14 protein-coding genes and 1 riboswitch are annotated in these 13,984 nt (G+C 49.8%); of the genes, 13 read left to right on the plus strand and 1 reads right to left on the minus strand.

The features are described 5' to 3' along the window. Positions 1-70 precede the first annotated feature (70 nt). Together DVG79_RS01310 and DVG79_RS01315 are read left to right on the plus strand one after the other, a co-directional pair. A complete protein-coding gene (locus DVG79_RS01310; protein ID WP_114595147.1) occupies positions 71-988 on the plus strand; it encodes a proline dehydrogenase family protein in 918 nt (305 codons plus the stop codon). 114 nt (positions 989-1,102) lie between these two features. Further along, positions 1,103-1,924, plus strand: coding sequence for a DUF2785 domain-containing protein (locus DVG79_RS01315; RefSeq protein WP_114595148.1), 822 nt, complete (start codon positions 1,103-1,105; stop codon positions 1,922-1,924). A gap of 171 nt (positions 1,925-2,095) precedes the next feature. On the opposite strand, the gene DVG79_RS01320 is transcribed toward DVG79_RS01315, so the two are convergent. Further along, positions 2,096-2,737 carry a class I SAM-dependent methyltransferase gene (locus tag DVG79_RS01320; protein WP_114595149.1) on the minus strand — a complete coding sequence of 214 codons (642 nt, stop codon included), beginning with the start codon at positions 2,735-2,737 and terminating at the stop codon, positions 2,096-2,098. Between the two features lie 185 nt (positions 2,738-2,922). Between DVG79_RS01320 and DVG79_RS01325 the strand changes: the two genes are divergently transcribed. The 11 genes from DVG79_RS01325 (at position 2,923) to DVG79_RS01375 (ending at position 13,813) form a co-directional block, all read left to right on the plus strand. Next, a complete protein-coding gene (locus DVG79_RS01325; protein WP_114595150.1) occupies positions 2,923-5,340 on the plus strand; it encodes a 3-hydroxyacyl-CoA dehydrogenase/enoyl-CoA hydratase family protein in 2,418 nt (805 codons plus the stop codon). 17 nt (positions 5,341-5,357) lie between these two features. Next, the gene (locus DVG79_RS01330; RefSeq protein WP_114595151.1) at positions 5,358-6,548 is read left to right on the plus strand and encodes an acetyl-CoA C-acetyltransferase; all 1,191 of its coding nucleotides are present in this window, start codon (positions 5,358-5,360) and stop codon (positions 6,546-6,548) included. Next, on the plus strand, positions 6,545-8,329 hold the full coding sequence (locus DVG79_RS01335) for an acyl-CoA dehydrogenase family protein (RefSeq protein WP_114595152.1): 1,785 nt from the start codon (positions 6,545-6,547) through the stop codon (positions 8,327-8,329). The genes DVG79_RS01330 and DVG79_RS01335 overlap by 4 nt, the downstream gene beginning before the upstream one ends. 75 nt (positions 8,330-8,404) lie before the next feature. Beyond that, complete coding sequence (locus tag DVG79_RS01340) at positions 8,405-8,860, plus strand: DinB family protein (protein WP_114595153.1); 456 nt, start codon at positions 8,405-8,407, stop codon at positions 8,858-8,860. A gap of 36 nt (positions 8,861-8,896) precedes the next feature. Then, the gene (locus tag DVG79_RS01345) at positions 8,897-9,250 is read left to right on the plus strand and encodes an arsenate reductase family protein (RefSeq protein WP_012371216.1); all 354 of its coding nucleotides are present in this window, start codon (positions 8,897-8,899) and stop codon (positions 9,248-9,250) included. Positions 9,251-9,314: 64 nt separating this feature from the next. After that, positions 9,315-9,698, plus strand: coding sequence for a glycine cleavage system protein GcvH (gene gcvH, locus DVG79_RS01350; RefSeq protein WP_114595154.1), 384 nt, complete (start codon positions 9,315-9,317; stop codon positions 9,696-9,698). Between the two features lie 101 nt (positions 9,699-9,799). Beyond that, the gene (locus DVG79_RS01355) at positions 9,800-10,078 is read left to right on the plus strand and encodes a thioredoxin family protein (RefSeq protein WP_114595155.1); all 279 of its coding nucleotides are present in this window, start codon (positions 9,800-9,802) and stop codon (positions 10,076-10,078) included. 549 nt (positions 10,079-10,627) lie between these two features. Further along, entirely contained in the window at positions 10,628-11,266 is a 639-nt protein-coding gene (locus tag DVG79_RS01360; protein WP_114595156.1) for a class I SAM-dependent methyltransferase, read from the plus strand. A 3-nt stretch (positions 11,267-11,269) separates the two neighbouring features. After that, positions 11,270-11,734: an S-ribosylhomocysteine lyase gene (locus DVG79_RS01365; protein ID WP_114595157.1), complete on the plus strand. Its 465-nt coding sequence runs from the start codon at positions 11,270-11,272 to the stop codon at positions 11,732-11,734. Continuing rightward, positions 11,731-12,654 carry a PLP-dependent cysteine synthase family protein gene (locus DVG79_RS01370; RefSeq protein WP_012371210.1) on the plus strand — a complete coding sequence of 308 codons (924 nt, stop codon included), beginning with the start codon at positions 11,731-11,733 and terminating at the stop codon, positions 12,652-12,654. Before DVG79_RS01365 ends, DVG79_RS01370 begins: the two co-directional genes overlap by 4 nt. Continuing rightward, positions 12,647-13,813, plus strand: a complete 1,167-nt coding sequence (locus DVG79_RS01375) for a bifunctional cystathionine gamma-lyase/homocysteine desulfhydrase (protein WP_114595158.1) — start codon at positions 12,647-12,649, stop codon at positions 13,811-13,813. Before DVG79_RS01370 ends, DVG79_RS01375 begins: the two co-directional genes overlap by 8 nt. Positions 13,814-13,872: 59 nt before the next feature. After that, positions 13,873-13,978: riboswitch (SAM riboswitch) on the plus strand. Positions 13,979-13,984: the final 6 nt, after the last annotated feature.

The following is a 13,984-nucleotide window of genomic DNA, read 5'->3' on the forward strand; positions in this document are numbered from 1 at the left end:
AATATGAATGCAGAGATGTGAACCGACATGGTAAAACAGCCTAGCATTTATTTAGGGGGAGTAATGAGTGATGGAACGAGTATTACGGGATGGTTTTATCTTCTTATCGCAAAATAAGACTTTGAATGGTCTGGCGAAACGGTATGGTCTGAAGTTCGGTGCAGGGCGCTTTGTGGCAGGGGATTCACTGGAAGCTTCAAAACGGGCGATTCAAGATTTGAATTCAAAGGGATTGTGCGTCACGATGGATCACCTCGGTGAGTTCATCTCGACAGTCGCTGAAGCGGAAATGATGACACAGGAATGTATTCGGGCAGTGGAAATGATTGCGGAAGAGAAATTAGACTCGCAACTTTCACTGAAATTGACATCACTTGGTCTCGATATCTCGGATGAATTGATCCGCTCGAACATGGAACGGATTTTGACACGGGCGAAGGAAGTCGGCGTGTTCGTCACCATCGATATGGAAGACGAGCCGCGTTGTGAAAAAACGATTCAATTGTTTGAAGAATTACGTCAGTCGTTTGATAACATCGGAACGGTCATCCAGTCGTACTTGTACCGGTCGGAAGACGACATCAAACGTGTCGGCCGGTTCGAGACAAACTTACGGATCGTCAAAGGGGCTTACAAAGAGCCGGCAACGGTCGCTTTCCCGGAAAAAGAAGACGTCGATCATAACTACATCAAGCTCGTAAAACTTCAACTGTCACTCGGTAACTATGCTGCGGTCGCGACGCATGACGATGCGATGATCGAACAGATTATCCGCTATGCGAAAGACAAGGGTATCGGCAACGACAAGTTCGAATTCCAGATGCTGTACGGTATCCGCGTTGAACGTCAGCTTGAGCTCGTGAAGCTCGGCTATAAAGTCCGCGTCTACGTCCCGTACGGTCGCGATTGGTACGGCTACTTCATGCGCCGTTTGGCAGAACGTCCGGCGAACGTGGCGTTTGTCCTTAAAGGAATGGTTAAAGGATAATAACGATTAATAGAGAAATGAAAGATGGAGCTGTCATGGCTTCATTTTTTTTATGCTTTTTGGATAACAGCTTGAAAGATTTCGTTCTTCACTTATTACATAGGAGGTCTGGTCATGTACGTAACGGAACAGCAGTTGAAAGAGCAATTGCAACAAGAGAACACGGTGATTTCGGAGGAATTGCTGGAACAGATGTTGTACCATATCGGCAGTTTGGACCCGGTCCTTCGGGATGAACTGATCTTTTCACGACTTGCGGAATGGATCATGTCAGAAACGTTTACCGTAGCATCTGCCAAACGAATTGTGTCGTTTGTCCTCAGTCCGGAGGGATTGTTTTATCAATTGAAAACTTCGAACGAGACGGCCGTGTTCACCCGGTCCTTCTCAGCACTGCTCCTTGCAGTTGTGCTGGAAAAAGACGCTGCAGATCCGCAACTGGATGAGACAATCTACGACCAGCTTTCTGATCAGTTGTTGATGTATCTGAATAAAGAAACTGATTTTCGGGGACAGGTGCCATCTTACGGCTGGGCTCACAGCATTGCCCATATTGCGGATGCGTACCAGGTCTGGTTGGCTCATCCCCGCTGTCGAGTGGCGCAACAACAGCCGGCAATCGTCCGCTTTATCGAAATTTTGACAACGCCTGTATATCATTTCATAGATGAAGAGCACGAGCGTGTGATTTCCGCTTGGATGGTGGCAAGGGAGCAGGGTATTGCAGACGAGACATTTTTTGCAGGATTGGAGTCAGCGGTTAAACCCTGGCTCGATGTACCGGTGACATGGAGTGAGGAACGATTTAATCTGCTCCGGAATACCAAACAGTTGTTACAAGCCTTTTACTTCCGCGTTAAATGGCAGGACAAGACGTCGACTCTTCCGGAAAGGATCGAACACTTGCTGTTTCAAATCCATCAACGGTATCAGTAAACGAAAAACAGACGTGTCCACTCGACTTCTACGGGAAAAGGAAGCTAGCTTCCGTCAGAGACAGGCAAGACCCGGTCATCGCTGAGATGACAGCTCGCTTGCGTCCCGCCCGAGAAAAGCGGGTGGACATACGTCTGCTTTAGAACTTATGATTTTTTAGTTCTTCAGCACTCAATCCGTTTCCCGCGTCCGAAACGCAAATAAACAGGAAAACGCATGGGCCTGATCAAGCAACCGGTGACCGGTCATGACGGCACCTTCTTTTTGAATGACGGCTTCCTCAAGCAACGTCCAGCCGAGTTCTTCTGCCAGTTGGACCAGTTCCCACGGCATCATCGTATTGCCCATCGGTGCCTCTTCCCCGTGCAGACGACGGTAGGATAATGCCCGTGGTGCTGCTGTTGGTCCGAGCAGGCTGATGACGACGAGCGGCGAAACGCGGCTGACCTCTTTAAGTACCGTAACGGGTTGCGTCGACCATTCGAGTGAATTGACGGCGAGAACGACGTCAAACGTATCATCCGCAAACGGTAACGCTTCGCCGGTTCCGACGACGAAGTCGAGTGCCGGTGATTTGTCACGGGCAATCCGGATCATTTCTTCGGACAGATCAAGTCCTGATACCTGAAACGCGTCTGCGAGCAACCGGCAGGCCGCACCGTCACCGCATCCCAAGTCGAGTAAGTTGCCGGACGTAATGACGGACTTCAGAAACGGAATGATCGTTTTCCGGCTGCCTGTCGTCCACATCATCTCCGATCGTTCCGCCCAGTCGGTCGCTTTTTGATCCCATAATTGTTCTGTCGATTTCATGAGAACTCCCCCTTTTGATTTCAGTCTAACAGGAAAATTTGACCAATAGCTGATTTTTTATTGCTACTGAATGATAATTCATTTATGATGGAGATGTAGAAGGAAGCAGTGGAAAAACGGACGGCTTCTTTTTTTGTCAGAATAATGAATGGTTGTTCATTCAATTACGAATCAGGGGGTCTATCATGGCGAGTCAAATCGGTCAGCCGACCACAGTACACACGACGAAACATATTCAATTCGCCGTCATTATCGGTTCAGGGGTCATGGGTGCAGGGATTGCCGCACACCTCGCGAACGCGGGAATCCGGACATTGATGCTTGATATCGTACCAAAAGAATTAACGGCGCAGGAGACGAAACAAGGATTGACGCTGGAAGATGCGGCAGTCCGTTCACGGATTGCCCGTGACAACCGGCAAAAGTTGCTCAAACAAAATCCGGCACCACTGGCTTCCAAACAATTAATTGAGTTAATCGAAGTCGGAAACCTCGAAGACGATCTCGGACGTCTCAAAGAAGCCGACTGGGTGATTGAAGTCATCGTCGAACGGCTGGATGTCAAACAACAGTTATTCGCAACGATCGAACCATTCTTACGCGAAGATGCAATCGTCAGTTCCAACACGTCAGGGATTTCAATCGAAGCGATGCGCGAAGGGCGCTCGGAATCGTTTAATGCTCGGTTCCTCGGGACTCACTTCTTTAACCCGCCACGTTACTTGAAGCTGCTCGAACTGATTCCGACACGTGATACGAATCCGGAAGTCGTCCAGTTCATGAAACAGTTTGCCGAAGAACGTCTCGGTAAAGGCGTCGTCATCGCAAAAGACACACCAAACTTCATCGGCAACCGGATCGGCACATACGGGTTGCTTGTCACGATGGATGAAATGAAAAAAGGCGGCTATTCGATCGGGGAGGTCGATTCCGTCACCGGACCATTGCTCGGTCGTCCAAGCTCCGCGACATTCCGGACGCTTGATGTCGTCGGGATTGATACGTTCGTTCACGTTGCCAATAACGTGTATGACCTGTTACCGGACGGAGCGGAAAAAAACACGTTTGCCGTACCAGCAGAAATGAAACGATTGGTTGACGAAGGGTCACTTGGTTCGAAATCGGGTCAAGGCTTCTACAAAAAAGCCGGCAAGCAGATCTTCGAACTCGATCTAACGACTTTTGAATACGTTGAAAAGAAAGCGCTTACCGAACCGTCGATCGGTCAAGCAAAAGCTCTTCCGGGCGCTAAAAATAAACTGAAAGCCGTTGTCTTTGCGAAGGACCGTGTCGGTGCGTTACTTTGGCCAATCCATGCGAAGACGTTACTGTACTCGGCTCAACTGACACACGAAATCGCGGATGACATCAAAGCGATTGACGAAGCGATGAAATGGGGCTTCGGCTGGAAGATGGGACCGTTCGAGACGTGGGATGCCCTCGGCGTCGAGAAGACGGTCGCGAAGATGAAACAGGACGGCTACGATGTCCCGGCCTGGGTCGATGAGATGCTCGCAGCAGGCGTCACCAGCTTCTATAACGAAGACGGTCAGTTTTACGATGCGCAGTCACAAAAATATTTCGGCAGTGCGGTCAATCCGAAAGAAATCCGTTTACGCGACGTCCGCAAATCAAACGGCGTCCTGCTTGAAAACAACGGTGCCCGTCTGCTTGATCTTGGAGACGATGTCGCCGTCCTTGAATTCACGTCGAAGAGTAACGCGATCGGCGTCGATATCATGCAGATGATCGAACAGTCGATTGATCTCGTTGAAAAAAATCACCGGGGTCTTGTCATCGCCAACGACGGCAAAAACTTCTGTGTCGGGGCGAACCTGGCGATGATGTTGATGGAAGCAGAGGATGAAAACTGGTTCGAACTCGACTGGATCATCAACAAGTTCCAGCAGTCGATTCAGAAAATCCGTTATGCATCGCGTCCGATCGTCGTTGCACCGCAAGGGATGACGCTTGGCGGCGGAACGGAGATTTCGCTTCCGGCAGCCCGGTTGCAGGTCGGTCTTGAAACGTATATGGGACTCGTCGAAGTCGGTGTCGGTCTGATTCCGGGGGGCGGCGGAAACGTCAACACGTATCGCCGTCTGCTTGAGAATACACCGGACGGACTCGTCAACATCGAAAAAGCCGCACAGAAGACGTTTGAGAACGTCGCGATGGCGAAGGTTTCGAAATCGGCCTTTGAAGCACGGGAACTCGGGTATGTCCGGACCGTCGATCAAATTTCGATGAACCGGGACCACTTGACGTTTGATGCGAAACAACTGGTCCTTGAACTCGACCGGACAGGCTATACGGCGCCAGCACATGCCAAGATTCCAGTCGTCGGTCGTGCCGGGAAAGCGACGCTTGAACTTGCAACCCGCGAGATGTTCTACGGCGGCTATATCTCGGAACATGATTTAAAAATTGCAAGTAAACTCGCACACGTCATTGCCGGTGGGAACGTCTCGTTCGGCACACAAGTCGATGAGCAGTACATGCTCGATATCGAACGGGAAGCCTTCTTGAGCTTGATCGGTGAGATGAAAACACAACAACGGATGCAGCATATGCTTGTCAAAGGCAAGCCGCTCCGTAACTGATGACTGGGGGGATTCGAATGAAGGAAGCAGTAATCGTCGCTGGTGCACGAACACCGGTCGGCAAAGCCAAAAAAGGATCGTTTAAGTCGATGCGTTCTGATGAACTCGCAGGAATCGCCATCAAGGAAACATTGAAACGCGCGAACTACACCGGAGCAATCGATGACGTCATTCTCGGTTGTGCCTTACCGGAAGCTGAACAAGGGATGAACATCGCCCGGTATGCATCGGTCCTAGGAGGACTGTCGCATGAAGTGCCGGCAATCACGATCAACCGGTATTGCTCGTCCGGTCTCCAATCGATTGCCGATGCGTCGATGAAGATCATGACAGGACAAGCGACAGCTGTCATCGCCGGTGGACTCGAATCGATGAGCCAAATTCCGATGCCAGGACACGTCGTACGACCGAATCCATCAATCGTCGAGACGGCACCGGAATATTATATGAGCATGGGGCATACGGCAGAGCAAGTTGCTTCGACCTATCAAGTCTCACGCGAAGATCAAGATGCCTTTGCCCTGAAAAGCCATCAAAAAGCAGCCGCTGCGATTGCGTCCGGCAAGTTCGTCGACGAAATCGTCCCGGTGACGGTCACGGAACAATACGTCAACGATGAGTTGAAGATTGAAGAAAAGACGTGGGTCGTCGAACATGACGAAGGTGTCCGCGCCGATTCATCACCGGAAGGTCTCGCCAAGCTCCGTCCGGCATTCCGCCTTGGCGGCAGTGTCACAGCGGGCAACTCGTCTCAGACATCAGACGGTGCTGCTGCCGTCTTGATCATGGAACGCGAAGAAGCGGAACGCCAAGGACTGCCGATTCTCGGAAAGTTCAAATCGTTTGCAGTCGGTGGTGTCCGTCCGGAAGTCATGGGAATCGGACCGGTCGTCGCGATTCCAAAGGCACTTGAACTCGCTGGCATCACGCTCGAAGATGTCGGATTGATTGAATTAAACGAAGCCTTTGCATCCCAGTCACTCGGTGTCATCCGGGAACTCGGTCTGAACGAAGACATCGTCAACGTTAACGGCGGCGCGATTGCGCTTGGTCATCCGCTCGGTTGTACAGGAACGAAACTGACGTTAACACTTTTGCATGAAATGAAACGACGGAACGTCCAATATGGCGTCGTCTCGATGTGTATCGGCGGCGGCATGGGTGCTGCCGGCGTATTCGAACTAGTTGAAGGAGGAACAGGACAATGAGCCAAACAACAAACGAATTGATTAAAGGTGGAAGTTTTGTACTGGATGAGTTACAAGCAGATCGTCTCTTTACACCGGAAGATTTTTCGGAAGAACACAAAATGATTGGTGACATGACGGCGAAGTTCGTCGAAGACCGTGTCGTACCGGTCCTCGACCGGATCGAAAAACATGAATTCGAATTGTCGGTCGGTCTCCTGCGCGAAGCAGGCGAGCTCGGCTTGCTCGGTGCTGATGTCCCGGAAGCATACGGCGGCTATCAGATGGACAAGATTTCATCGTCGATCATCACGGAGAAGTTTGCCCGCGGTCGCTCGTTTGCCCTCAGTTATGGTGCTCACGTCGGGATTGGTTCATTGCCGATCGTCTTCTTCGGGAACGAAGAACAAAAACAAAAATATCTCCCGAAACTGTCATCTGGTGAATGGATCGCGTCTTACGCGTTGACAGAACCGGGCTCAGGCTCGGATGCCCTTGGTGCGAAGACAACGGCAGTCTTGAATGAAGCCGGAACGCACTATATCTTGAACGGGGAAAAACAATGGATCACGAACGCCGGCTTCGCCAGTCTGTTCGTCGTCTACGCAAAAATCGACGGTGATAAATTCACGGCGTTCCTCGTCGAAGGTGAGTACCCGGGTGTCTCAACCGGACTCGAAGAACAAAAGATGGGGATCAAAGGATCGTCAACACGGACGCTGATTTTACAAGATGCGGAAGTGCCGGTCGAAAACGTACTCGGTGAAATCGGGCGCGGACATGTCATCGCCTTCAACATCTTGAATGTCGGTCGTTATAAATTAGCAGTCGGTGCGGTCGGTTCATCAAAACGTGCCATTGATCTTGCGGTCCAGTATGCGAACGAACGCAAACAATTCAAAACACCAATCAGCTCGTTCCCGTTGATTCAGGAAAAGCTGGCGACGATGTCGGCGCAGACTTATGCGATGGAAAGTTCAGTCTACCGGACAGGCGGATTGTTCCAGGACAGTCTCGATCAGTTGTCGGAAGAAGAGAGCAAAGACGGCAAGAAAATCGCGGATGCGATTGCCGAATATGCGATTGAATGCTCGATGAACAAAGTCTTCGCTTCGGAAACGTTTGATTATGTCATCGACGAAGCGGTCCAGATTCACGGTGGCTACGGCTTCATGGCCGAATACGAAGTCGAGAACATGTACCGTGATTCACGGATCAACCGGATCTTCGAAGGAACAAACGAAATCAACCGTCTGCTCGTACCGGGGACACTGTTGAAGAAAGCAATGAAAGGCGAATTGCCACTCCTCGCAGAAGCACAACGTCTGCAACAGGAAGTCATGAGCTTCATGCCGACAGAAGTCGGATCAGAGCCGCTTGACCGCGAACGTCATCTGCTCGCAATGATGAAAAAAATCTTCCTGTTGACGGCCGGAACAGCGGTCCAGAAATATCAGGACAAGCTCCAAGGCGAGCAGGAAATCCTCGCGAACACAGCCGACATCATGAGTGCGATTTATGCGCTCGAGTCAGCAATCGTCCGGACGGAAAAAGCGATTGCCGCGAAAGGCGTCGAGAAAAACGAATTGAAAATCCGTTATACGGAAGTCTTCGCACAACAAGCGTTCGAAGGCGTCGAGCGTGACGCGAAAGAAACGCTTTATGCTGCTGCAAGCGGAGATGAACTCCGGATGCTGCTGTCGGCATTGAAGAAGTTCAGCCGTTACCAACCGATTAATTCAATCGGAACGAAACGTCAGATTGCGAAACGTTTGATCGAATCAAATAAATATACGGTCTAAGTCAGGTTTACTGATTCGCCTTTGCAGGGAAAATCTCTGTAAGGGCGAATTTTTTCTTTGAAGGAGGGAGCAAACATGCGACACGAATTGACAGAACTCCAGTTTGCAATCGACTACTATAAATCACTCGAACGGCTTTCCGAGGAAGAATGGGAATTACCGCTTGCCGTCGATAAATGGACCGTTCAGGAATGTGTCAGTCATCTGTTTCTGTGGGACCGGTATTATCTCGATCATGCTGTCTCGAAGTTACCGGATGAACGATTGACGCTTGTTCAAACCGACTATGATGAGTTCAACCGCCTGGCGGTCGAATATGCCCATCATATCGATGCTCTCGCCTTATTGAAAAAAGCCATCGGTGTCCGCCGGGAACTGGTCACACTCCTCGACCGGCTGACGGACGAACAATATGAGCGGACGTATGAAGGGACCTTTCAGCCGAAAGCGTTCGTCGAATCCTTCATCGCTCATGACCACCACCATCAAGATCAAATCGATGCGGCATTGGCGCGCTTGAAACGCAACTGATGCATCTGCTAATCTGAAGTCAGAGGTGATGAAAAAATGGTAACAATGTACGGTTATCCAAAATGCAGTACGTGTGTCAAAGCAAAAAAAGCACTGGAAACGAACGGGGTCGAAGTCGACTACAAGCATATCGTCGACGAGACACCGAGTGCCGAAACAATTCGGGAACTTCATCAAAAGAGCGGCGAACCGCTGAAGAAGTTTTTTAACACGAGTGGCCAGTCGTACCGGTCGCAAGGAATCAAGGACCGTTTGCCGGAACTTTCCGAACAGGAGCAATACGAATTACTCGCAAGTGACGGGATGTTGCTGAAGCGTCCGATCGTCACGGACGGGCAAGACGTGACCATCGGCTTCAAAGAAGAACTCTATCAAGGAAAATGGTATTAAGAAGGCTAGTTCATTTGGTATACTGAATGCGTTAGTCCACTATAGATCACAGGGGGAATCGCAAATGAGTCAAGTCAAAGACAATCTACGTTATTCGGAAGAGCATGAATGGGTCGAAGTAACAGGAAACAAGGCACGAATCGGGATTACGGATTTCGCGCAACACGAACTTGGCGATATCGTCTTCGTGGAATTACCGGAAGTCGGCGATACGATTTCTGCCAACGAGCCGTTCGGTTCAGTTGAATCGGTCAAAACGGTATCTGAATTGTACGCACCGATTTCAGGGAAAGTCGTTGCTATCAATGAGTCACTGTCTGATTCCCCGGAACTCGTCAACGAATCACCATTCGAAGGTGCATGGATGGTCGATATCGAGATCGAAGATGATGCCCAAGTAGAAGCGTTGATGGATGCAGCTGCTTACAAATCAATGATCAACGAGTAATACTTATCGAAAAGACGGCAAGGAAACGCAATCGTTTCCTCGTCGTCTTTTTTTCTGTATACTGGCACAAGATAAGACAAAACAGAGGGGGAATGGAACGGATGAAAGAAGTCACAGAAGTCCCGGAAAACGGTTTTTTGTATGTCTATGCACCGATGTGTGGGACGTGCGCCATCGCTAGTCGGATGCTTGCGGTCGTCGAAGCGACAAAAGACGAAGAATGGATCATGCAGGCAAACGGAAACTTCATTCCGGAATTTTTAGAGCAGGCGCAGGTCATGAGTGTGCCGGCATTGTTAAAGATTGAAGAAAATCAAGTCGTATCAAGGCTTTATGCGTTTCAATCGGTTCAAAATGTCTTTGCATTTTGTGCTGAGTAAGAAGAGGAATCGATCCGAGATTTCTCTTTACGCTAAATTGTCGGAATATTTACAATAATTCATTGACAATGCTAAATTATGAATGGTATATTCATATCAACTTCTAGAAATGCTTTTATAGGAAGTCTGGCAGAGATATGAGTTGGCTGTTGCTTTTCATTCCAGAACCGTTCAAAAAAATCCTCCATTGTTTGGTTGTCTCCCCTTAAGTCGTCCCCCAAAGACGAAGCGGCGCAAGGAAACAATTCGGGATTCGAGCAGGAGATCTGTCATGGGAGTCCAGTTCAACTGATATGTCGAAAAGGCGCCGTCCTCTGATACGACGAACGAAGAAGTTCGTGTCAGAGCTGGGTTTTCCTTCGTGGCATTTCTAACCACATTATTCGTGTTGCCGGTTCTCCGGCAACGCCTTTTTTTTGTTTTCCTAAAAATTTAAAGCAGTCGTCTTGCCATTCGGAAATCTCCCTGCTACAATGCGATTAAGGTAAATTACTTTAATTCATATCCGATTAGTCGGAATTAAAAGAGAGATACGGAGGACGAACAGGCATGACAGTACGTTTTATGGATGTTTTTACAGAGTGGGCGTCAACATACGACGACACGGTAACGGGGCATGATCCGGAGTACAAAGAAGTCTTTCGTCGTTATGAAGAAATATTGGATACAGTCGCAACGAAAGCTGTCTCACCGGTCGTTGAGTTCGGGGCCGGGACCGGCAACCTGACACAGCGGTTGCTTGAGCGACATGATCATGTCCTTGCCGTTGAACCGAGTCCGGAGATGCGGGATATTCTCATCAACAAGATTCCGGAACTTCCGGTGCAGGACGGACACTTCCTGTCGTTTACGGCAGACCATGCGAAAAGTTTTGTTTCGACCTATGCGTTTCATCATCTGACGGATGAGGAAAAGGGAGAAGCCGTTGATTTGATGGCGAAGATTTTGCCGCACGACGGAAAAATCGTCTATGCCGATACGATGTTCGTGTCGGAAGAGGCGCGTTTACAGACAATCGCTGAAGCGAAAGCCCAAGGGTTTAACGGACTCGCCGAAGATTTGGAACGCGAGTTTTATCCACTGATTCCGGTGATGGAACAGATTTTTGCATCACGCGGATTCGATGTTTCATTTACGCAATACAATCACTTCGTCTGGCTCGTAGAAGCCGAGAAAATGGAGGAATAAATCATGACACTCAAAAAAATGAACGTAGAAAGCTTTAACCTGGACCATACGAAAGTCAAAGCACCTTATATCCGCGTTGCCGGTTACAAAGACGGTAAAGTCGACCAAGTCGTCAAATACGACATCCGCTTCACACAACCGAACGTGGAACAAATGCCGATGCGTGCGATGCACACACTCGAGCACTTGCTCGCTGAAAATATCCGTAACTACTCGGATGACGTGATCGATGTGTCGCCGATGGGATGCCAAACAGGTTTCTACATGGCGATGATGAACTTCGATTCGGTCGAAAAAATGAGCGAACTCGTTGAGAAAACATTAAAAGACGTCTTAGCAGCAGAAGAAATTCCAGCGCAAAACGAAGTCCAATGCGGATTCGCAAGCGCCCACGACCTTAAAGGAGCGAAGCACTATGCCGAGAAAATGCTTGCCGGTCGTGATGAATGGGACATCGTCTTCGGATGATCGCGAAATCAGTCCGCGACCTCGTCGGAAATACGCCGCTCTACGAGATTACTTCATTCGATTTGCCTGCTGGTACGCGGATTTTGGCGAAGCTCGAATGGATGAACCCTGGGGGCAGCGTCAAAGACCGCCTGGGCATTCAACTCGTTGATGCCGCGATCGAACAGGGATATGTGACACGAGGCGGAACGATCATCGAACCGACTGCCGGCAACACCGGCATCGGTTTGGCGCTCGCCGCTAAAAAATATGACCTTCAAGTCATCTGTGTCGTTCCGGAAAAGTTCAGCCAGGAGAAACAGACGTTGATGCGCGCACTCGGCGCGACTGTCGTCAATACACCGACTGAGCTCGATATGCAGGGTGCGATCGATAAAGCCAAAGAACTCGGACAAACGATTCCAAACAGCTATGTTCCGCTTCAATTCGAAAACGAAGAAAATCCGGTTACGTATCAGCGGACACTCGGTCCTGAGCTGATGGCGGAGCTGGATCAGATTGATTGGTTTGTTGCCGGATGCGGATCAGGCGGAACGTTTGCCGGAACAGCGGCGTATTTAAAAGAACGTCTCGGGACAAAAGGTGCAATCGTTGAACCGGAAGGCTCAGTCCTCAACGGGGGACCAGCCGGACCGCATAAGACGGAAGGCATCGGGACGGCTAAATGGCCAAGTCTCGTTTCCCGTGACTTAGTTGATGAAATTCATACGATTTCCGATCATGATGCCTTCACGAAAGTCCATGAACTGGCGGCCCGTGAAGGGTTGCTCGTCGGCAGTTCGGCCGGCGCAGCACTCGTTGCAGCACTTGATCTGGCACATCGTTTTCCAGGCAGTACCATCGTCACCGTCTTCGCGGACAGTGCCGAACGGTATTTAAGCCAACAAATCTTTGAAAAGGTGGACGAGACACATGCGTAAAAAGACAGCATTGATTCATGGAGGAACAGGCGTCGATCGAGCAACAGGTGCCGTTACACCCCCGATTTATCAAACAAGCACATACAAACAGGAAAAAATCGGTCAGTTAAAAGAAGGATATGAGTATTCCCGGACAGCGAACCCGACACGGACGAGCATCGAACGTCTGATTGCCGATCTTGAAGGCGGTGCACGCGGTTTTGCCTTCGGATCAGGGATGGCAGCGATTCACGCTGTCTTTAACCTGCTCGAATCAGGTGACCACATCGTCATGACCGATGACGTCTACGGCGGGACATTCCGTTTGATGCAGCGTGTCTTACCGAAGTTCAACATCCAAGTGACGTTCGTCGATACGACGGATCTCGCGGCGACAGAAGCTGCGGTGCAAGACAACACGAAGATGCTGTATGTCGAAACACCGACGAACCCGTTGTTGAAAGTGACAGATATCGCAGCAGTTGCTGAAATCGCGAAACGCAACAACTTGAAACTCGTCGTCGATAACACATTTGCAACACCTTACTTGCAACAACCACTCGCACTCGGCGCAGATATCGTGCTGCACAGCGCGACAAAATACATCGGCGGTCATTCGGACGTCGTCGCCGGACTTGTCGTCGTCAACAGCGACGAGCTCGGAGAAGATCTTCACTTCATCCAGAACTCGACCGGCGGTATTCTTGGACCGCAGGACAGCTTCCTGCTCGTCCGTGGATTACGGACGCTTGGTATCCGGATGGATGCAATCGAAGAAACATCACACGATCTCGTTCAGTTCTTACAGGAACAGGACATCGTTTCAAACATCTTCTATCCGGGACTGGCATCACATCCGGGTCACGCGACACAACAGAAACAGGCGACCGGTTTCGGCGGAATGATCAGTTTTGATGTCGGTTCAGCAGAAAATGCGGAGAAACTCGTCGAAGCGACACATTTCTTCACATTGGCTGAAAGTCTTGGAGCGGTCGAGAGTTTGATTTCCGTTCCGGCACGGATGACGCATGCGTCGATTCCAGCAGAGCGTCGCGCAGAACTCGGAATTACGGATGGTCTCGTTCGGATCTCGGTAGGTCTTGAGGACGCGGAAGACTTGAAAGAAGATTTGACACGTGCTTTCAGTCTGCTTCAACCGGTTTCAGAAAAAACTGTTTGACAAGCAAAATAACCCCTGCTAATATTCAGATTATATTAAAAATAACTTAATACCGATAACTCTTATCGAGAGTGGTGGAGGGACTGGCCCGATGAAACCCGGCAACCGCGGAATTTATTCCGAAGTGGTGCTAATTCCAGCAGACATTTGTCTGCAAGATGAGAGCAAATG

It is taken from the genome of Exiguobacterium sp. RIT594, assembly GCF_003339585.1.
In the GTDB taxonomy this organism is placed as follows: Bacteria; Bacillota; Bacilli; order Exiguobacteriales; family Exiguobacteriaceae; genus Exiguobacterium_A.